The organism is Pseudomonas sp. 2FG (assembly GCF_005502935.1).
GTDB lineage: Bacteria > Pseudomonadota > Gammaproteobacteria > Pseudomonadales > Pseudomonadaceae > Aquipseudomonas.
On record NZ_SCMP01000009.1, the window covers coordinates 64,159 to 83,917 of the forward strand.

At 61.4% G+C, this 19,759-nt stretch carries 15 protein-coding genes and 1 pseudogene; 12 read left to right on the forward strand and 4 right to left on the reverse strand.

From position 1 onward, the window contains the following. The first annotated feature begins 6 nt into the window (after positions 1-6). From FFS13_RS10975 to feaR, 3 genes are all read left to right on the forward strand, one after another. Positions 7-1,506 carry an APC family permease gene (locus tag FFS13_RS10975; RefSeq protein ID WP_137819136.1) on the forward strand — a complete coding sequence of 500 codons (1,500 nt, stop codon included), beginning with the start codon at positions 7-9 and terminating at the stop codon, positions 1,504-1,506. Continuing rightward, positions 1,487-2,071 carry a DUF3156 family protein gene (locus tag FFS13_RS10980; RefSeq protein WP_256657872.1) on the forward strand — a complete coding sequence of 195 codons (585 nt, stop codon included), beginning with the start codon at positions 1,487-1,489 and terminating at the stop codon, positions 2,069-2,071. The genes FFS13_RS10975 and FFS13_RS10980 overlap by 20 nt, the downstream gene beginning before the upstream one ends. A gap of 188 nt (positions 2,072-2,259) precedes the next feature. After that, positions 2,260-3,210 (forward strand): transcriptional regulator FeaR, encoded by a 951-nt coding sequence (gene feaR / locus FFS13_RS10985; RefSeq protein WP_137819138.1) that lies wholly within the window; start codon positions 2,260-2,262, stop codon positions 3,208-3,210. Positions 3,211-3,988: 778 nt separating this feature from the next. On the opposite strand, the gene FFS13_RS10990 is transcribed toward feaR, so the two are convergent. Continuing rightward, entirely contained in the window at positions 3,989-4,852 is an 864-nt protein-coding gene (locus FFS13_RS10990) for a competence protein CoiA family protein (RefSeq protein ID WP_137819139.1), read from the reverse strand. A gap of 105 nt (positions 4,853-4,957) precedes the next feature. Here FFS13_RS10990 and FFS13_RS10995 point away from each other — a divergent pair, with 105 nt between their 5' ends. Beyond that, positions 4,958-5,467 (forward strand): DUF1993 family protein, encoded by a 510-nt coding sequence (locus FFS13_RS10995; protein WP_137819140.1) that lies wholly within the window; start codon positions 4,958-4,960, stop codon positions 5,465-5,467. A 410-nt stretch (positions 5,468-5,877) separates the two neighbouring features. Here the strand turns inward: FFS13_RS10995 and FFS13_RS20355 are convergent, their stop codons facing one another. From FFS13_RS20355 to FFS13_RS11005, 3 genes and pseudogenes are all read right to left on the reverse strand, one after another. Beyond that, positions 5,878-6,189: a hypothetical protein gene (locus tag FFS13_RS20355; protein WP_371922949.1), complete on the reverse strand. Its 312-nt coding sequence runs from the start codon at positions 6,187-6,189 to the stop codon at positions 5,878-5,880. Positions 6,190-6,322: 133 nt separating this feature from the next. Beyond that, positions 6,323-7,438, reverse strand: a pseudogene (locus FFS13_RS19775) (hypothetical protein); the annotation flags it as partial. Further along, the gene (locus FFS13_RS11005) at positions 7,413-8,192 is read right to left on the reverse strand and encodes an insulinase family protein (RefSeq protein ID WP_137819141.1); all 780 of its coding nucleotides are present in this window, start codon (positions 8,190-8,192) and stop codon (positions 7,413-7,415) included. The gene FFS13_RS11005 and the pseudogene FFS13_RS19775, both read right to left, overlap by 26 nt. A 593-nt stretch (positions 8,193-8,785) precedes the next feature. Between FFS13_RS11005 and FFS13_RS11010 the strand changes: the two genes are divergently transcribed. From FFS13_RS11010 to FFS13_RS11050, 8 genes are all read left to right on the forward strand, one after another. After that, entirely contained in the window at positions 8,786-9,988 is a 1,203-nt protein-coding gene (locus FFS13_RS11010) for a site-specific integrase (protein WP_137819142.1), read from the forward strand. 127 nt (positions 9,989-10,115) lie between these two features. After that, positions 10,116-10,499: a type II toxin-antitoxin system RelE/ParE family toxin gene (locus FFS13_RS11015; protein WP_137819143.1), complete on the forward strand. Its 384-nt coding sequence runs from the start codon at positions 10,116-10,118 to the stop codon at positions 10,497-10,499. Further along, positions 10,483-10,785: a DNA-binding transcriptional regulator gene (locus tag FFS13_RS11020; protein WP_137819144.1), complete on the forward strand. Its 303-nt coding sequence runs from the start codon at positions 10,483-10,485 to the stop codon at positions 10,783-10,785. Before FFS13_RS11015 ends, FFS13_RS11020 begins: the two co-directional genes overlap by 17 nt. Positions 10,786-10,861: 76 nt before the next feature. After that, positions 10,862-11,005, forward strand: a complete 144-nt coding sequence (locus FFS13_RS20105) for a hypothetical protein (protein WP_256657874.1) — start codon at positions 10,862-10,864, stop codon at positions 11,003-11,005. 476 nt (positions 11,006-11,481) lie between these two features. Continuing rightward, entirely contained in the window at positions 11,482-13,029 is a 1,548-nt protein-coding gene (locus FFS13_RS11035; RefSeq protein WP_218568613.1) for a TIGR02677 family protein, read from the forward strand. Next, complete coding sequence (locus FFS13_RS11040) at positions 13,026-14,294, forward strand: TIGR02678 family protein (RefSeq protein WP_137819146.1); 1,269 nt, start codon at positions 13,026-13,028, stop codon at positions 14,292-14,294. Before FFS13_RS11035 ends, FFS13_RS11040 begins: the two co-directional genes overlap by 4 nt. Continuing rightward, entirely contained in the window at positions 14,291-18,436 is a 4,146-nt protein-coding gene (locus FFS13_RS11045; RefSeq protein ID WP_137819147.1) for a TIGR02680 family protein, read from the forward strand. The genes FFS13_RS11040 and FFS13_RS11045 overlap by 4 nt, the downstream gene beginning before the upstream one ends. After that, positions 18,433-19,707 (forward strand): TIGR02679 family protein, encoded by a 1,275-nt coding sequence (locus FFS13_RS11050; protein ID WP_137819148.1) that lies wholly within the window; start codon positions 18,433-18,435, stop codon positions 19,705-19,707. The genes FFS13_RS11045 and FFS13_RS11050 overlap by 4 nt, the downstream gene beginning before the upstream one ends. Positions 19,708-19,759: the final 52 nt, after the last annotated feature.

Consider the following 19,759-nt stretch of genomic DNA (forward strand, 5'->3'; position numbering starts at 1 on the left):
ATAACCATGTCTTTCAACGATAAACTCACGCAGCATCTGAACCGCGGAACGGTCGGGTTTCCCACTGCACTCGCGAGCACCATTGGCCTGATCATGGCCAGCCCGGTCATCCTCACGGCGACTATGGGTTTCGGTATTGGTGGGAGCGCCTTTGCCGCCGCAATGCTGATCGCCCTCATCATGATGCTGGCGCAATCGACCACCTTCGCCGAGGCCGCGTCGATCCTCCCGACCAGCGGCTCGGTGTACGACTACATCTCCTGCGGCATGGGCCGCTTCTTCGCCATCACCGGAACCATCTCGGCCTACCTCATCGTGCATGTGTTCGCCGGTACCGCCGAAACCATCCTCTCCGGGGTCATGGCGCTGGTGAACTTCGAACACCTCAACACCCTGGCCGAGTCGGCCGGTGGTGCATGGCTGCTGGGCGTCGGTTTCGTGATCGTCTTTGGCATCCTCAACGCCTTCGGTATCACGGCGTTCAGCAAGGCCGAGGTGATCCTCACCTTTGGCATGTGGACCACGCTGATGGTCTTCGGCCTGGCCGGCCTGTTCGCCGCACCGAATGTCGAGTTGGAGGGCTGGTTCGGCGCCTCCATGGTCGGCACCGACCTGACCACCATCCTCTCGCTGGTGGGCATGGCCATGTTCATGTTCGTCGGTTGCGAGTTCGTCACCCCGCTGGCGCCCGACGTGCGCCGTTCCGCCTGGACTCTGCCGCGGGCCATGGCCCTGGGCCTGCTGGGCGTGGCTTCCTGCATGTTTATCTACGGCGCGGCGATGAAGCGCCAGGTGGAGAACGTACTCCTCGACGAGGCTACCGGCGTGCACCTGCTGGATACGCCGATGGCGATCCCGCAGTTCGCCGAGCAGGTGATGGGGCCGTTTGGCCGTATCTGGCTGGGCATCGGCTTTCTCTTCGCCGGCGCTGCCACCATCAACACCCTGATGGCCGGCCTGCCGCGCATCATGTACGGCATGGCCGTGGATGGCGCGCTGCCGAAGGCCTTCACCTATCTGCACCCACGCTTCAAGACTCCGCTGTTGTGCATTGCCGTGGCGGTACTGATTCCCTGCCTGCACGCCTGGTGGCTGGGTGGCAATACCGACAATATCTTCAACCTGGTGCTGGCCGCGGTCTGCGCCTGGAGCACGGCCTACCTGCTGGTGACTATCTCGGTGGTGATGCTGCGTATTCGCCGTCCCGACCTGCCGCGCGCCTACCGCTCGCCCTGGTTCCCGCTGCCACAGATAGTCTCCAGCGTCGGCATCCTCCTCGGCATGTGGTACATCACCCCGCCGGGCATGAACCCGAGCGACATCTACATTCCCTTCGGCGTGATGATCGGCCTGACCGCCACCTACGCGCTGTTCTGGACGCTCTTCGTGCAGAAGGTCAATCCCTTCCGTCCGGTGCCGGTCGAGGAGGTATTGGAGAAGGAGTTCAATAACGAACCTGGAGTCCATCTCGATGAGCAGTACAACCATGTTTCGAAGCCTGTCTGAGTTCTTTAGCCGGCAACGGCCACCCTCCGGCTATCGGCCGGGGGTGACCCTGGGGCACCTGCGGCGCGATCTGGCGCCGCTGGTTTTCGAGCCGCTGGAGGGGGGGCGGGCGCATGTCTCAACGCCCGACGGTGGGCTGGGTTTCGATGTGCGCGAACTGCCCCAGTCGCAGTTCCTCATGCACATCGTTGCCACCGAGTTCAGCTTCCATGCGCCCGGGCTTTCGCCGGGCGCAGCGAAGATCGACTTGCGGCATACCGGTACGATCCGCAGGCAGGGCATTGCTTGCAGGCTGCGATCAGGGGAGGGCGTCGAATTGGCGTCCTTGATCGGGCGCCTGCAAGGCGATGCCGAGCTCCTGACGGCCTTGATGCCGCTGGACTTCCGTCGTTTGCAGTTGGAGCGTGGCGAGGCCGGCTGGACCGTTCGGCTCGAGCATATCGGTGCCAGCGAAGTGGTTAACCGTATGCCGAGCTTTCGCCGCTACATTCGCCTCACGGCCGAGCAGCGTGCCCACTTGCTGAAGGCTTTCAGCGAACTGCGCGCCATCTTGTCCCGCTACTAAGCCTCAGGGCTTAGTAGCTTTTCTTCATTCCTCTCAGCCCTCCAAGAACGACTGGTGCTGGCACTGCGCGTGCTTAAGCCATAACGGTCTATCTATGCCCACGGCTGCCTTGCCGAACAAATAGATAACATGTTAATAATGTCGGCATAAAAACAAAGTCGGTATTAGCCGGCTTCTGGAGGTGCTCTGTGATTAGCCAAGCTTGTGCTTCGCGTGATTTCGACTCCTGGGTCCGCTCGATACAGAGTATCTGCGGCCGCTTCGATTCCCGTCCCGCGCTCAATAGATCGCTCTTTATCGGTGAGGTTGCGCGTCAGGATCTCGCCGGTCTAGAGGTCGCGCAGATCCGCACCAACGCCGGGCTGATTTCGCGCCAGGGCACCAGTGCCGACCATGATGACGATCGCCATTGCTTCCTCATCCTGCAGCGCAGCGGCCATGCACAGTTGCGCCAGTCAGGCCAGACGATCGAGCTTTCGCCAGGCGATATGGCCTTGATGGACTCGGCAGGGGCTTGCGAGATAGTCCCGCATGGCTTGATCGAGCACTCATCGTTCCATTTGTCTCGGGCAGAGGTCTATCGGCATTTGCCCGCCAATCAGCTTAAGTTCGGCAAGCTCTCACAGGACTGTGCCAGTGGCCGCTTGATGCGTATTTTGGTCGAGCAGATCTGTGCAGGGGAGCTCGATAGCTGTGCGGCCAAGCACGAAGGTGAGGCCTTGCAGGAGGCTCTTATCGCGCTGCTGGGGCCAACCCTCAAGCAGGCTGAAAGCAAGACGCTGGATGCTTATGACAGCCATCACGGAGCGAGCTTGCGCAGCTACGCACAGAGGCTGATCAACCAGTCACTGAACGAACCCACGCTCAATCCTGTATCCCTGGCCAACCAGTTGAACATCTCGGTACGCCAGTTATACCGGCTGTTCGAGGAGCAGGGGGATAGTGTCTGCCGCTTCATCCAGCGCTCCAGGCTCAATCGCAGCGCCGCCGACCTGAGCAACCCGCGGCTGCGCAATGAGTCGATCACCGATATCGCCTTCAAATGGGGCTTCACCGACTCGGCGCATTTCAGCCGCACATTTAAGAAGCATTTTGAGCAGTCCCCCAGGGACTACCGGGCCAGTTCACTCAGCGCGTAACTGTATTCACGGTTCTATCCGCGGGGGAGGATTATCCGACTCGTCGTTTAACATAATATACATTATGCGAAGCTATAGAGGCTGACAGGTGGGGACTGCGCGACAGGAGCGGCACCTGCGTTGGGAACGATACTGGAAGCCGACTGCTGGCCATTGGTGGCATGCTCCCCATCAGTCCTGGGCTATCAGAATCTCAATGATGGGTTTCAGTGATTCATATCGGAGACTTGGCTTTGAGTTGATGGAGGCGGCAGGCTTAGCGCTCGACCTCAGAATATTTTTGTTTTTTGCGATTCTATATTCCGTTATCTCTTCATCGACCAGACTCTCGGCGTAGCAGTAGGTGCATTCTTTAGTGGCAGGTGGGCTGACGAGATAACAATCATTGCAGCGTCGTCCCCGCCCACCATGCTGCTCGTAGGCCATCTGCTCTGAAGCCCTTATGGCATAGACACGCTCACCATAGCTTGCCGCCTGGATTTTCCTCTCTGCTTCTGCTTGGCGCCTGGCTGCCTCGGCCGCCCTCTGATCTCTCTCAAGCTGCTCTTGCCTTGCCTCCAGTATCTCTGCCTCTTTCTGGCGCTGACTCTGAAAGATGCACGAGGCAGTTGGCCCTGCGGCGCACAGCAAATCCTCCCGCTGGGCTTGGGCATATTGGATTACGCCGAGGGCAAGCAAGTGATCTAGGTATTGCACGACTGGTAAATACGGTGTGGGAACAGTCTTATTTTCCTGCTCACTGAAAAGGTAAGAACCGTATTCTCCGTAGCTTTTGCCCCTATCCCTGCCCTGCTGCTTGTGGCTTTGTTTTAGAAAGTTGAGGGTTTGAACGAATGGCCGCCTCTGCCTTTAAACGATTGGCTGCGCGTTTGTCTTCTTCAACCTTCAACCGAATAGCTTCGGCCAAGTGCTCTTCATAGGCCTCAAGCTCCTCGCGCAGTTGACTCATCATTTTCGAACGTTTCTGTTCGATCTTTTGCGAAAAGACCCAATGCCGGTTGAGCAGATCGAAACAAACGACATCATCGAAAGCTGCACGATCCTGCAGCATTTCTGGCTCAAGTTGACTCAGGTCAATCTCGATAACCGATACTCCGTGGTTTCGGATCTTGGTCTTCTTTTCGTCATCGACGGCGTGTGTCACCCGGATCTCGATAAATAGCTGGTGATCACCGACTTCGAAGATCACGTCAGGTTTGAAGCTGCCTTGCGCCTGCGACACCTCCGGGTAAGCCCGATCAGCAGTAATCACCTTGGAGGGCAAATAGACATTTTTTTGCAGATGCCTGTTGTCGCTGGTCGCCAGCTGGAGCAGTTCACTGTACTCAGGCAGCCCCAGTGTTAGGCGCCTAAGCAGGACATCCTTGGCCGCCATGTGAATTGCTGTCTCGTAGCCGCTGGCGCACTCCGCCCCGGAGCTATGACGGAAATGCGGTATTCGCTTCCGAACATTGTTTACAGCTATGAGTGATTCGCTACAGGCTGGGCATACGCACCCGCAAGCCTTGCCGTTAAGTACTTCAAGAACATGAAGCAGCGCCCCGTCTTTCAATCCAAACGGGATTTTGTGCTTGAGTTGTGGCGCGTTGCGCCTGGTTGGACCAAAACGATCTTCCATGGTAATGGCTTCGATCAGCTTCACAGAGCATCCACGTTATCAGGATTTTTTATGCTCCACGCGAACACGGCAAGGCCCAGCTTCGCGTAATCGTTATACTCCCGCCCACATTCAATCACGGAGAGTTCCATGAGCATTTCCCTGTACGCCGCATCCATTCCAGTTTTCAAGCAGATGCTGAACAGCTTGAGCGACATTTTGCTTAAGGCCGAAGCTCACGCTACGGCAAAGAGCATCGAGCCCAATGCGCTGCTGCAAGCCCGCCTGTTCCCCGACATGTTCCCGTTGACCCGCCAAGTGCAGATCGCCGCTGATTTCGCCCGTGGTGTATCGGCGCGTCTGGCGGGTGTAGAGGTGCCCAAGTATGAAGACAACGAGCAGACTTTCGCCGATCTGCAAGCCCTGCTGAGCAAGACCCTGGCGTTTGTCGACGGCTTCGCCCCTGCCCAGATCGATGGCAACGAAGCGCGTGAGATCGTTACCCGTCCGGGTACGCCGAAGGAGAAGAAATTCACTGGCCAAGCCTACTTGCTGAGCTATGGTCTGCCGCAGTTCTTCTTCCACGTCAGCACCAGCTACGCCATCCTGCGTCACAACGGTGTTGAAGTGGGTAAGCGCGACTATATGGGCGCCTACTGACAAGGGTTGCGGTGATGGAGCGCGGGACACCAATCCGCAGCCTCCCTCCTCCCCATCAGCTCGCCGACCTCTCCTGCTGGGGAGGTCCTCGCAATACCCCGCACTTATCCTCCCAGCCAACTCCGGCTTACCGCCGCATCATTCATGCCCTGCTGTTGGGCTCAGCCTGAGCCTTACATCTCCAGGTTGGTCTCCGGGCAACGCCCGCGCACTCTAAACTCCCACGCCGCGACAGCGACGATCACCAGCGTCGCACCGGCGTTCAGCAGCACTGGCGACAGCCAAGCCGCAACAGCATCAGCGCCAGCCGCACCGGGAGTTTTTCCGGGTCCAGCCAGTTGGCCCCCAGGTGGTGAAGATCCACACCCACCAGACGGCCAGCATCAGCAGCAGGGTTTGCAGGGCGCCGATCAGCGAAAAGTGTTCGATCCGTGAGTGGGAAAGCCGCGTTGTGCGGCCAAAAACGCCTCGATATGCCTGAGAATCTCGGCCGCATCGACCGTCGGTGACTGCACGGCAAACAACAGGCCCTGGCGCGTACCGACCTGACGAAATCCGCAAAACACCGCATAGCCGAGCTGCAACTCGCTGCGCAAGCGTTGGAAGAAGGCGCTCTCCAGCAGCAGCGCCACTAGGCGCCAAACCACTTCGCTGGCGGCACGCTGGTCGGGCAATGGACAAAAACAGCAGCAACGCCGACTCGCTCGCGGCAAGCCCTGCATTCAGCCAGTGATAACACCCCGCCGGCTGTAGTTGAGGCTCCGTACTAGTTCGGGCCTGCCCGGGCATACGCCAGAGCGCCGAGTCGAGCGCCGCGCGTGCCTCAATCGGCAGACCTACGGCAAGCCCCTGCAGAGAGGATTGCCGCCAGCACTCCACTAAGGCTTGCAGCGTCGGCATCGCCTTCGCGGCCTTCTCGTCAGCAGTCCCGAACAACTCTGGTAAGCGCTGCCAGAGTTGATGAATCAGCGCCTCACTTGCGCCTCTGCACGCCTGCTCGCGATGCAGCCGCAGGCCTTGGCTCCAGGCCCATTCAGGTGGCAATCGTAACAGTTCCGCCAACCCCGCCAGTACGCCCGGCAACGCTAGCGCCGCACCGCTCACCTGCAGTTGCCAAGCCTTGCCTTGTCGTTCGAACCGTACCTCTAGCCCTGCCTGCTGCGCCAGTTGCACGGTGGGGCGCAGCGCGACCTGCAACACCTCGAACAGGGCGCTTGGCGGCGCGTAAGCCGCGAAACTCCAGCGCAGGTAGACAGTGCCCTGCTCCCTCCCGGTGCCCGCGGCGCTTTCACGCGGCGCATTGAGCCAGCGCAGCGCATCGAAACGCGGTGGCGCCACCGCACTTGACGCTTGCGGCTGCAAGAATGGATTGGCAGCGGGCAATCGCCATGCCCACCGGTCTGAGCCAGCAGGCTCCTGGCGAGCCTCAGCCATCCGCAGGGTAAATCCCAACAGGCGCCGAGCGGCAATCTCCCGGGTGTCGCTAGTCAGTTCAATCAACCGCTGCGGCTGCAGCTGTGCCAGTAGCGACCGCAGCGCTCGCACACCTTCCTCGCCAAGCCCACAGTCGGCCTGTTGCCATTCACTCCAGTAACGAGCCAGGGCCAAAGGCGACAAGGTGCCCAGCCGATGCCGAACGATGGCGGCATATTCCCCACGCAATACCGACCAATCGTCCTGGCCGGCAAAGAACGCCAACCAGTCCAGCAACGCCGCGCGGATCGCGCCACGCTCACAGGCAACGCTTTCCGCCAGGCTGAAGTCGATGCTTAGCAACGCCTGTCCAGCGTGCCGATAAGGCAGGCGCACCTCTAGGGCATCGCACCAGCCACGTTTTCGCAGCGTGTCCAGCAAGCCACCGTCCGCCTCATGGCGGAGCCAGGTGCCGAGGAAATCGACTGCGCTGGTGAATGCCGTCGGCAAGCCCTCCAGGGCAAAACACACACTAAGCTGCGGCAACCCTGCCGGCACCTGTACACGAAGCCTGCGCGCGCAGCGGCAACAACGTTGGGGCAGCGTCCTGCGCCACGGCCTGGGTCGGACGCAGCAACGCCCCCTGGATTTGCGCCAGGCGACGCAACTCGGCCCGCGACTGCGGCCCGACCAGCACCAGTGAAATCTGCCCGGCGTGATAGAAACGCCGATGAAAATCCTGCAGCGTCTGCTGAAACTGCGGCTGCTCGACCGCCAGGGTGTCGCGATTGCCGGCATGAAACGCCGTGAAGGGATGCCCGCTGGCAACGGCCTGTCCCAGCGCCGCATCGCAGAGCGTATCGCGGTCTCGACCGCGCGCAACAAACTCCGCCTGCAACACCTCCCGCTCCCGCAACTGCGCCGCCGGCTCCAGAACGGGCCGCGCCAGCATGTCGCACAAACGCGCCAGCCCGCCCTCCAACCTGGCCGCTGGAACCTCGAAGAAATACTCGGTACTGCGCTCGCGGGTACTGGCATTGACCTGCCCGGAACAGGCCCGTACATAAGCCAGCAGGCCATTCTCAGCGGTAAATTGTGCGCTGCCGAGAAACAGCAAATGCTCGAGAAAATGTGCCAACCCCGGATAGTTTGACGGCGCATCGTGACTACCCGCCGAGACCCTGACCAAGGCCGCCGCCTGGGCACACCCCGGAACCTGCAGGAGTTTGACCTTGAGTCCATTGGCCAGCACCAAATACTCGGGCTCCGCCTGATGGCTATCCGCGCAGCTGGAACGGCTGTTAGTCGACATGAGTGGGCAAGACCGGCAGTTTTCCTCCTAGCATCTGGCGCAGGAACCGCCGGCGCAATGCTTCTTTGGAAGTAGCGCTCTATCCGTTGGGCACAGCTAGACGCTGCACCTGAAATGGCCGCAGAACGGCATGTGGAAGAAAGGATGCGGTCCGAGAGATGGGAAACTCGCTCGGTGTATTGAAGGGAACACGAAGCGAGGGGCTGGACGCCCAAAGGAGGCGCCTATCGTCGCTGCCCAAACTGCCGCCAATCCGCTGCTCTGTCTATCACCATTTCTAACGCGGTGATTGACCGGTGATTGACAGCATTTTTTTGGATCTCAGAAAAACAGGGATGCATCTCTGAAACCCGCATGAATAGTGGTGCCCGGAGCCGGGGTCGAACCGGCACGTCCTTACGAACGAGGGATTTTAAGTAACAACATGGCTCCTGCACCGGGCATTCTCTCGGCTTGGATACAGCTTGCTACAGCAGGTTTTCCGCAGGGCCAACGTTTTGGATCATATGCCGGTGCGCGACGCAAACCGCCCCGGTTCTCTTTCGCCTGGCTCCTAGCAGGCTCCTGGAATTGGGGCATTTCAGGAGCACCTCATGGCGAAGATCAAACTGACAAAAAGCGTTGTTAGCACTGCACAGGCACGCACCTACGACGTTGAACTCCGGGACACAATCATTCCGGGCTTCCTGTGCAAGGTTACACCAACAGGCCGCAAGGTATTCATGGTTCAGTACCGCACGAACTCCGGCGTGCGCCGAAAGCCGGCGCTTGGCCAGTTCGGTGAACTGACCGTCGAACAGGCCCGTTCGCTGGCGCAAGACTGGCTGGCTGAAGTCCGGCGCGGTGGCGATCCCGGACACGACAAAACCGAGGCCCGCAGAGCCCCGACGGTCAAGGAGCTGTGCAAGCGGTTCATGGAGGATCACTCCAAGGTGCGCAACAAGCCGAGTACGCAGGACTGCTACCAGTACCAAATCGACAAATACATCGTCCCAGCCTTCGGCACCAAGAAAGCCCATGAGGTCACGCGCCACGACATCATTGCGCTGATGAAGCATATGGAAAAATCCCCAACGCAAGCCAATCGAGTGCTGTCTTGTATACGTAAGATGTTCAATCTGGCAGAACTATGGGGCTCTCGCCCCGATGGCTCGAATCCATGCCGTCACGTATCCAAGTATCCGGAGAAAGGCTCGACCCGTCTCATCACTGACGGACAGATGGTCAAGCTGTTCACCTATCTGGACAAAGCGGAGGCCGAAGAACTGGAGCACCCGACCTACCTGCTGGCCATCCGCCTGCAATTCGAGTTCGCAGCTCGCATGTCGGAGATCCTGCTGCTGCAATGGGACTGGCTCGACCTGTCCAACAGCCGGGTCGTGTGGCCGGACAGCAAAACCGGCGATATGTCCAAGCCCTTGAGCATGGAAGCCCGCCGCTTGCTGGAGAGCGCACCTCGCTACGGCGAGTCGCCCTATGTCTGCCCGGCGACCCGTAACCACGACAAGCCGCTCAGCCCCCACGCCTATTACAGCGCTTGGCGGCGCATCCTCGATCGCGCCGGCGTGCCGAGGGTTGGCACCCACGGCATCCGTCATCGCTCGGCCACTGACATCGCCAACTCCGGCATTCCGGTCAAGGTCGGCATGGCGCTGACCGCGCACAAGACCGTGGCAATGTTCATGCGCTACGTCCACACCGAGGACGACCCGGTGCGCAAGGCAGCCGAACTGGTGGCAAACCGGCGCAAGACGGTTGTCAGTGCCCGCCAAAAACCGAAAGAGGTGACCATATGATCAGTGACCAGCACCCCGCCATGTCGCCCCCGGTCCGCGTGGTGCCGTCTCGCCGCCCCTCCCTGCCAGTGCAACGCGCCGGCACCTGGAAAAACATACCCGTTACGGGTATAGTTTGGAGGTGGAGATGACGCGCATCCTCAAGCGGAAGGACTTTGCGCGGTGGCAGGCGGACGAGAAGCTACCCGACGCCGCCTTGTGCAAGGCAGTCAAGGAGATGGAAGGCGGTCTGATCGACGCGGACCTGGGCGGCCACCTCTACAAGAAACGGGTGGCGCGTCCCGGCGGCGGCAAGAGTGGCGGCTACCGCACCCTGCTGTCGGCCCGAATCGGCAACCGCTATGTGTTCCTGCATGGGTTTCCCAAGAGCGACAAGGCGAACATCACACAGGACGAGAAGAAAGCGCTGCAATTCGCCGGCAAGGTGTTCCTGGAACTGTCCGCCGAAGCCTTGTCGAAGGCGTTGCAGTCAGGCGTGTTATTGGAGGTGCATTGTGAGCAAGATCATTGAATCCCTGCGTGGCGACCTAGCTGCGCTCCACGAAGCGGGAGCAATCAGCAAGGTAACGATGCGCGAGTTCGACGCTATCTGCCCGCCACCGGTACGGGAGTTCAGCGCTGCCGACATCAAACGCCTGCGCGAAGCCTTGAAGTTCAGCCAGCCGGTGTTCGCTCTTCATTTGCACACATCGGCCTCGACCGTACGCAAGTGGGAGCAAGGTGACACCCATCCCACCGGGCCTGCCCTCAAGCTGCTCAACGTCATCGCCGACAAGGGCCTGCAGGCCATCATCTGATGCCTGACGAGGGAGACGGGCATTAGCGACGCGAATTGACCCTTTCAGCTCACAGCATCTTGAAGCCACGTGCCGCGTGCTCGCCGATATCGAGCGCGGCCAGAGCGGCACGCAGATCGAGCGGCTGCTGCAAGAAATCGAGGTTACCGACACGTCGCCCGGCATGACCAAGTGGAAGCGATTGTTCAATGCGCTGGTCGGCGCACAGAACCGGCACTAGGTCGGCAACCATCTCATCATGTTCATCAATCGCGCGATGAACCCGGTGAACTACGCCCGCGATCGTTCTCCTGGCGGCGCGACGAACTCAATGTCGTCCTTGCCTTCTCCGGTTTCTACGTGCGCGAAGACGGCAAAGTCGGACGGCCATGACGCTCGATGCCGCGCGCCCTAGCTGGACGACTCAAGGCGGCCCTGGAAAGTCGGGCCGTGCACGCAGAAGTGCTGAACTACTGCCGCGCCAAAACCACCTCCATTAGCGCCAAGGCTCCCCTATCGCGCTCCTCATTGTTCGCAAGGGCCGTCGCAAAAAGCCATTTCAAGACCACGTTGCACCGACATATCTTCATCATCGACACGATGAGTAAACCATGTCGCCAACTCCAAAATCATTTGGCTTAAAGGGAAGCTTGGCAAATAGCGAAGATGACTGAAGAATGGCCTCATCGATCACGGAAGGTCACTGGGGAAAATTTGGTGATTCGCGATTCATCTTGGCCTGAGACTTCTGCGGACTTGTTCCGCCACGCCACTGCGGAAAAAGCGACCCTCTATCGCTCCATCATGGAGGTGTTCGCTGCCGCCAAGCGCCAGTACCGCCTGCAATTGCGACCCGACGAAGTATTGTCCGAGGCGAATTGGGGTAACAGAACGCCACCTGCTCAGGAAGAGATTGCCGCCGCACTGGCTCAGCTAGCTGCATGGGGCAATCTCGAATCACAACCGGACATGACGCGCGTATCCACGCTCAACGATTATTATCGAGCACGTTTTCTCTATCGGCTCTCGCGCGGCGGCGAAGCGGTAGAGGCCGGCCTGATAGCATTCGCGCAGAGCCTCCATCACCGTGCAGAACTGCAGACGGTTGCTCTAGAAGACATCGACAGCCGCTTGCGAGCCTTGCAGCGATTGATAGCTGAGGCGCAATCCGTCAACGACCTTGATACCGCCAAGGCGCATGAGATTCTACGCGACCTGGTGAGAGTGTTTGAGGGCCTCACCGAAAACGCCCAGGCGTTCATGGCTGGAGTGGCACGTAGCCTGGAACTGCAACAGGCTGACGCAACCACATTGATCGCTTACAAGCGACGGCTGATCGACTATCTCGAGCGTTTTATGGGCGATCTGATCCGCCGCTCCGATGCCATCGCCCGGACGCTGCATGAATTGTCCGCAGCCATCGACTACGTCTTACGCCAAGTCGCTGCACGTGAAGCGCGTGATGCCGCCCCCGACGGCACTGGCGAGCAGACGGAGGAAACACAGCGTCGCCAGGACATCTGGCGCGAGCGCTGGAAAGGATTACGCGGTTGGTTCCTGGCAACCGGCAACGAGCCGCCTCAAGCAGAACTGCTGCGTGCCCGGGCGCGCTCGGCGATTCCACAACTGTTAAGTGCCATCGCGGCAATCAATGAACGACGCAGCGGGCGCAGCGACCGCTCGGCCGATTTCCGAGTGTTGGCACAATGGTTCGCGGCATGCGACAGCGACGACGATGCCCACCGTCTCGCGCATGCAGCATTCGCGCTGCAGCCAGCACGCCACTTCTCGCTTGAGGTTGCTGATGCGGACGACGTGCCAGCAAGCACCTCTTGGCTAGATGCACCTCCGCTGATCATCAATCCCCGCCTGCGCGAGTACGGCGAAGCCGCGCCACGTGGTGCACTGGCGAAAGTGCGGGATCGTAGCCGGGATCGTGCGCTGATGGCTCAGCAATTAGCGGAGGAATCGCGTCAGGTCGAGGCCGCGCGCCGGCGATTGGCGACCGGCCGCCCGACTCGCCTATCGGAGCTGGGCGAGCTCGATGTGCATGCCTTCGGTCTCTTTCTGGGATTGCTTGGCGAGGCACTGGCCGAACAACACAATCCAAACCGTCCTGTCGAGCGTCAAACGGGCGACGGTCTGCTGCACATTCGCCTGGAACCTCTGACTGAAGACAGTCGCGCCCGAATCTGCACAGCAGTCGGGGTATTCTCCGGCCGGGATCATCTGCTGACGATCCGACTCACCGAGGACAGATCATGAACACGCCCTCGTCCCGCCGAGGCACCCGGCATGTCGGAGAAACACAGAAGGCGCAGCAGCAAGACGAATTCCGCCGGGCTCTACGCAGCCTGCTGATGTGTCCGCTCATGCCGCCAGGGCACGTTGATTTCCCCGCGGTACGACGCCAAGCCGAGCGCCTGCGCGAGTGGTTCGCCCGCGAGACCGGCTGGCCGCTGCATGTGGACCGCGAGGGTGCCCGCCTGTTCAAGCGTCCGGCCGACCTGTCCGACCCGACCCGCGGCCTGCCGGACTATGATCGGCGTCGCTATGTACTGCTGTGTCTGGCTGCTGCAGTGCTGGAGCGAGCCGATCCGCAGATTACTCTGCGACAAATCGGCGAACGGATCGTACAACAAGCTGCCGACCCAGCATTGCAGGCCTTGGGCTTCGCCTTCACTTTGCACGGCGCTACCGAAAGGCGCGAGCTGGTCATGGTGTGCCGCACATTGCTGGATCAAGGCATCCTCGAACGTGTCGCCGGCGAGGAAGAGAGCTTCGTTCAGGACGGTAGCGGGCCACAGTCCGACGCACTCTACGACATTCACCGTCGCCTGCTGTCTGGCCTGCTGGCGGCGGTGCGCGGCCCCTCGACCTGGAGCACAGAGGAGACTCCGGGAAATACCCAGGCACGGCTGCATGCACTGGTGGCCGGCTTTACGGTGGATAGCGAACAAGGTAGGCGCGATGCCATACGCCACCACCTAGCACGACGCCTGCTCAACGATCCTGTCCTGTATACCGACACACTGGACGAAGAGGTACGCAGCTATTTCGTCAATCAGCGCGGTGTTCTCGCCAACCGCCTGTGTGAAGCCACCGGAATGATCGCTGAGCAACGTGCCGAAGGCCTGGCGCTGATCGACGAGAGCGGGCAACTAACCGATGTGGCCATGCCCGCCGAAGGTACTGAGGCCCATGTGACATTGCTGGTAGCGGAGTACCTGGCCCGGCGTCTGCGGGAAAAACGTGCCCCGTTGCGAGTGGCCGAAAGCGGAATCACCCTGTTCCTGCGCGAGGCCGCAGGGCGGTATGGCCGCTATTGGCGCAAGTCGGCGCGCGCGCCAGGCGCCGAACACGAGCTAGTGGAAATAGCCATCGCGCGCCTATGCCGTCTGGGCCTGATGCTACGCGATGCGCACAGCGTGCTCCCGCTGCCCGCCATTGCCCGTTTTTCGCTCGGGCAGACCGAAGTGCGCAACGTCCAGAGTGCCGAATCCCTGTTTCTATCCGAGCCTGACGCATGACCAGCGACCTCTTCATCACCTCCTCTCGCCCCGCACTGCCCGAACCTCAGCGTGATCGCTGGCAACCCTTGCGTCTAGGCCTCGTCGAACTGTTCCACTATGACAGTGAGGAATTCTGGTTCCACGATGGTCATTTACTGCTGCGCGGCAATAACGGCACCGGCAAGTCCAAGGTGCTGTCGCTGACCTTACCGTTGCTGCTGGACGCACAATTGCGCTCGTCGCGCGTCGAGCCCGACGGCGATAGTGGCAAGAAGATGGCCTGGAACCTCCTGGTCGGCAGCTATCCCCGCCGTATCGGCTACAGCTGGATCGAGTTCGGCCGACGCGAGCGCGATGGCCGCCCCCGCTACCTGACCCTGGGGGTCGGTTTGTCAGCAGTCGATGGCCGGGCTCAGGTAGATAGCTGGTTTTTCATCGTCGAAGGTGACGGCACGACAGTAGACCCACGTATCGGCGAAGACCTGTGGCTGACCACTGCTGAGCGACAGGTCCTTACTCGCGAACGCCTGCGCGATGCACTTGGAGGACGAGGCCAGCTATTCGAGAACCATCAACTCTATCGCCGTGCCGTGGACGAGCGCCTGTTCCAGCTAGGGACACGGCGCTATGACGCTCTGATGGATACGCTGATCCAACTACGCCAGCCACAACTGTCGAAGAAACCCGACGAAACCGGCCTATCCAATGCCCTGAGCGAGTCACTGCCTCCGTTACCACCCGAACTGCTGGGTGATGTGGCCGAGGCGCTCAACCAGCTGGAAGAAGACCGCATTCAATTGGAGGAAACGCGCCTACTGGAGCAAACCGTCACCCAGTTCGAACGGCGCTACCGCATCTACACCGGTATGTTGGCGCGGCGCCAGGCACGCGAACTACGCCAAGCTCAAACCCACTTCGACAACGCCAGCGAGGCCCGCAATCAGGCGCAGGCTGAACTCGCTAGGGCAGAGAGCACGCAAGGTGAGGCCATTGCGGCGCATGAGGCTGCGAAGCTGACGTATTCAGCGGCCCGAGAGCTGGTGGATACGCTGCAGAGCGATCCCGCCAACCAGGACGCCAACCGTCTTGCCCTGGAAGAACGAAATGCGGCAGAGCGGCAACGCGCGGCTCACACGGCAAGCCAACAGCGCGATGAAGCGCGTAGCAAACTCAATAGCGAAGTAGAACTGAGCCAGCGACGAACCGCTGCGGCCACTCAGGCTCGCGATGAGCTGGACAAGGCGCGTACTCGCACGCATGACGCGGCCGAAGCACTCGCTATAACAGCAGACCTTGCGATCAGCCCGCTGCTCAGCCTTGAAGCCGAAGCGCTGGCGGCACATCCGCCCGAGTACAGGGCAGCTGAAGAAGCCCTGCGCGAGCTGGTGAGGAATCGGCGCCAGGACATCGCCCATCTGCGTCAGCGCCACGTAGAGGTCAGCCAGCGCCAGGCGGTACTGGCGGACAAGCAGGAAAACCTGCGGACCGTTCGCGGCGAACTGGACACAGCGCTGGAGCAACGCGAGCGGGCCGATCAGCAAGCCGAACAGGCAGGCAGCGCGTTGCTCGGAGCCTGGTCCGAGCACTGCATAAGCCTCGTCCAACTGCGCTTCGAAGCTGAGCAGCCCTTGCTGCAACTCGTCGAGTGGGCGGCCCACCCGGAAGGCGACAACCCAGCGCAAGCGGCACTGGGTAACGCCTGGCAGACGACGCTGCAACGACACGCAGCCCAACAGGCGGAGCTGGACAGTAACTTTGCAAGCCTGGACAAACAGCGCGCCGATATCGAGGACGAGCGCACCCGCCTGGCCGCCGGCGAAGATGCGCTGCCCGCCGAGCCGCCCACCCGGGCCAATGGTGTGCGTCTGCAACGGCACGGCGCGCCTCTCTGGCGCCTGGTGGACTTCCACCCGAGCCTGGATGCCGCGCAACGTGCTGGGCTGGAAGCCGCCCTGGAAGCCAGCGGCCTGCTCGACGCCTGGCTGTCACCAAATGGGGTATTGAGCGATAGCGACGGTACGCCGCTGCTGGATAGCAGCTGGCACCAGCGCGCGCGAGTGAACGGTGCCAACCTGAACGCTGCGCTGATTCCCGCATTGCCCGAGGCCTGCCCGATCGCACGAGCAACGCTGACTGCGCTGTTGGCGGGCGTGGCTTATGGCACGCAGGAGCCTAGCGATGCCGAAGCCTGGCTGTCGCCTGATGGCCGCTATCGTCTGGGGCCGCTGGCAGGCACCTGGCAAAAAACCGAGGCAGGCTACATCGGCCGCAGCGCACGGGAACTGGCGCGGCAACGACGGCTGGAAGCACTCGCCACCCTCCTCGCCGAACTCGACATGGCGCAAGCCAAGCTCGAACGACAATACGAAACCCTGACCGCCGAGCGCAGCCAAGCCGAACGGGAACGGAAAAGCGTACCCTCCGAGCGCCCACTGCACGATGCGATTGCTGCCGCGCTGCAGGCCGCTCGTGATGTCGATCGGATCCGGCAGCTGCTGGTGTTGGCCGAAACACGCAGCCAGGAAGCCAAAGACGCATGGCAATCGGCACGCGAGCAGTTACACCACGACGCGACCGACCTGCGCCTGCCGGCAGACCCCGAGCTGCTACCGGCAACCGAAGAGACCTTGGAACACTTCGCCAACGCCCAGGCGCATCTGGTCCAGGCGGCACGCGAGTGGCAACGCGCATGGCCCGATCAGTGCCAGCAGCGACAGCGCGAAGGCGAAGCGCGCAGGGTGCTGGAACAGGCCGAGGAAACCCTGATGGTCGCCGACGAGCAGGCCGAACAGGCCCGGGTCCGCTTCGAGACGCTACGCCAGTCCATCGGCCAGCAGGTGGAAGAATTGCTGGACAAACTGGCCACCGCGCGTGCCGGACGTGCCCAGGCAGAGCAGAACGCCGAAACACGCCGCACGGCGCTGGGCGAAGCGGAAAAGCGGCTGGCCGTGACCACAGCGCACGTCGAACGCACCGAGCAGACACTGAGCGAGCGTAGCGACGAGCGCGCTACGGCCGTCGAGCGCCTTCGCCATTTCAGCGCCAGCGGCCTGCTGGCAGCCGCATTGCCGGACCTGCAATTGCCTGAGCATTGGAGCATCGACCCGACACTGAACCTGGCCCGCCGCATCGAACAGGCGCTGGCTGACATCGCCGATGACGAGGCCACCTGGGCCCGCGTACAGAAACAGATCGCCGAAGACCTGAGCGAACTGCAGCGCGGGCTGAGCGCCTTGAACCACCGTGCCATCTCGGAACCCAACGACTGGGGCATCACCGTCACCATCCAGTACCAGAACCGTGCCGAGCGTCCCGACACGCTCGCATTATTGCTGGCCGAGGACATTGCCCAGCGCAGCGAACTGTTGTCGGCACGCGAACGCGAAGTGTTGGAAAACCACCTTCAGGCGGAAATCGCCGCCGAACTCCAGCGCCTGATGCGGGCTGCCGACGACCGCGTCAAGGCGATAAACCACGAACTGCACAAACGCCCAACCACCACGGGCGTGCGCTACCGCCTGCTATGGGAGCCGCTATCCACCGCGGAAGGCGCACCGGCTGACCTGGAGGCCGCCCGCAAGAGCCTGCTAAATACCAGCGCCGACCTCTGGTCGACCGAAGACCGGCGCGCAGTAGGCGTCATGCTGCAACAGCAGATCGCCGCCGAACGCTCCCTGGCCGACGCCGACAGCGCCGGCAGAAGCCTACTCGAGCAACTCGCACACGCTCTGGATTACCGCTATTGGCATCGTTTCCGCATCCAGCGCCAGCAGGATGGCCAGTGGCGTAAGCTGTCCGGTCCCGCCTCCAGCGGCGAACGCGCACTAGGCCTGACCGTACCATTGTTCGCCGCCATCGCCAGTTTCTACGGCCACGGTGGCAGTCCATTGGCGCCACGCTTGATGCTGCTCGACGAAGCCTTTGCCGGTATCGACGATACCGCTCGGGCACACTGCATGGGACTGGTGCGGGAATTCGACCTGGACTTCGTCATCACCAGCGAACGGGAGTGGGCCTGCTACGCGGAGCTACCTGGCGTGTCGATTTGCCAGTTGCAGCGCCGCGAAGGTATCGACGCGGTGTTCGTCTCGCGCTGGACCTGGGATGGTCGTGCCAAGCGACTCGAAGAAGATCCTGACCGCAGGTTCCCCCTGGTATGAAGACCACCCCTGACTCACGTCTACAACGTCTGCTCGGCGAACCAGCACTGGCTGCCTTACGTCAGCGCCTGCGCCGCCGTTTTGAACTGGCCGATGCAGAGGAGACGCTATCCTCGATTCACTTGAACAACCTTGACCCGGTGGAATACTCGGCTCTTTGCCAACTGACTGGCCGCCCCTCGCGCATAGCGCGCTCGATGACGCTGGACATCGCTGACCTCAATGGACGGTTGCGCGCCGCTGGGCTAGCTAACTCGCTACAAAATGCGCTGGAGCAGCTGGATGGCCCTATCGTTGCAAAAGCCAGTCTGCGCAAAACGCTATCAGCGCAATGGTCGGCGCTGACAAGCTCCGCGTCGGCCGCAGGTAGCCCTCTCCTACGCGCCTGGCTGCAAGATACCGCTACGTCCATGCCTCTGCTCAAGCGTCTGGGACGCGATCCCACGCGCGCCACACAGCTGCTGGCCGCAGTTGACCGCGTGCTCTGTCGCCTGCCCGTGGAGGGACTGCCTCGCTCGCAATTGGCCGCCGAAACCCTGGGCGATGCCCATGCACTGGATGCCGGTCGCCCTGTAGCGAGCCTGGTACTGTCGGCGTGGCGCCTGCATGAGCGCACGAGAGCCTCCCTGGAGGATGAAGCAGCAGCCGAGAGCGGTGGCGGCGCCGAAGAGCGGCTACGCGAAGTCTGGTCAAGAGCGGGAGTTCTCGTCAACGAGCTGGCCCGCCCTGCACTCTTTCTCAACCTACCTGCGGCACCGGATGCCCCTCGCACCTGGCTGCCAGGCGAACCCAGCTACCTCTCGCTGCGGCAACTGGTTCGCAAGCCGTATTCCTGGCAAGTAGACGGGCGAAATGTCTACGTGTGTGAGAACCCGAACATCGTGGCCATCGTCGCCGACCGTCTGGGTGCCGACAGTGCTCCATTGGTCTGCACCGATGGCATGCCCGCCGCTGCACAGCGAATCCTGCTCGACCAACTGATCACAGCTGGCGCACACCTGCACTACCACGGCGACTATGACTGGCCAGGGATCGCCATCGGCAACCATGTCATGCGCACTTGGCAGGCGGCCCCTTGGCGATTCGGGTGCAGAGACTACCTCGAGGCGGTGATGGTAGCGCCGACACGACCGCGCGATTTGGACATCTGCGGGGTCGAGGCTCTATGGGACAAAGAGCTGCACGCAGCTATGGACACCCAAGGACTCGCAATTCCAGAGGAAGCGGTTGTCAGCACTCTCTTAGGTGATCTGAGCCATGGGGTAAAATAACCCACTCGATCATCAACAAGCCACCTAAGCCCGCTTGGCTAAAGGGATTGGC

Excerpts from the sequence above, each read along its gene's own strand:
- FFS13_RS20355 (WP_371922949.1), bottom strand. The coding sequence starts at position 6,189 with ATGCAGGGCTTGCCGCGAGCGAGTCGGCGTTGCTGCTGTTTTTGTCCA.
- FFS13_RS10995 (WP_137819140.1), top strand. The coding sequence starts at position 4,958 with ATGAGCATTTCCCTGTACGCCGCATCCATTCCAGTTTTCAAGCAGATG.
- FFS13_RS10980 (WP_256657872.1), top strand. The coding sequence starts at position 1,487 with ATGTTTCGAAGCCTGTCTGAGTTCTTTAGCCGGCAACGGCCACCCTCC.
- FFS13_RS11005 (WP_137819141.1), bottom strand. The coding sequence starts at position 8,192 with ATGTCGACTAACAGCCGTTCCAGCTGCGCGGATAGCCATCAGGCGGAG.
- FFS13_RS11040 (WP_137819146.1), top strand. The coding sequence starts at position 13,026 with ATGAACACGCCCTCGTCCCGCCGAGGCACCCGGCATGTCGGAGAAACA.
- FFS13_RS11015 (WP_137819143.1), top strand. The coding sequence starts at position 10,116 with ATGACGCGCATCCTCAAGCGGAAGGACTTTGCGCGGTGGCAGGCGGAC.
- FFS13_RS11045 (WP_137819147.1), top strand. The coding sequence starts at position 14,291 with ATGACCAGCGACCTCTTCATCACCTCCTCTCGCCCCGCACTGCCCGAA.
- FFS13_RS11050 (WP_137819148.1), top strand. The coding sequence starts at position 18,433 with ATGAAGACCACCCCTGACTCACGTCTACAACGTCTGCTCGGCGAACCA.
- FFS13_RS11010 (WP_137819142.1), top strand. The coding sequence starts at position 8,786 with ATGGCGAAGATCAAACTGACAAAAAGCGTTGTTAGCACTGCACAGGCA.
- FFS13_RS10975 (WP_137819136.1), top strand. The coding sequence starts at position 7 with ATGTCTTTCAACGATAAACTCACGCAGCATCTGAACCGCGGAACGGTC.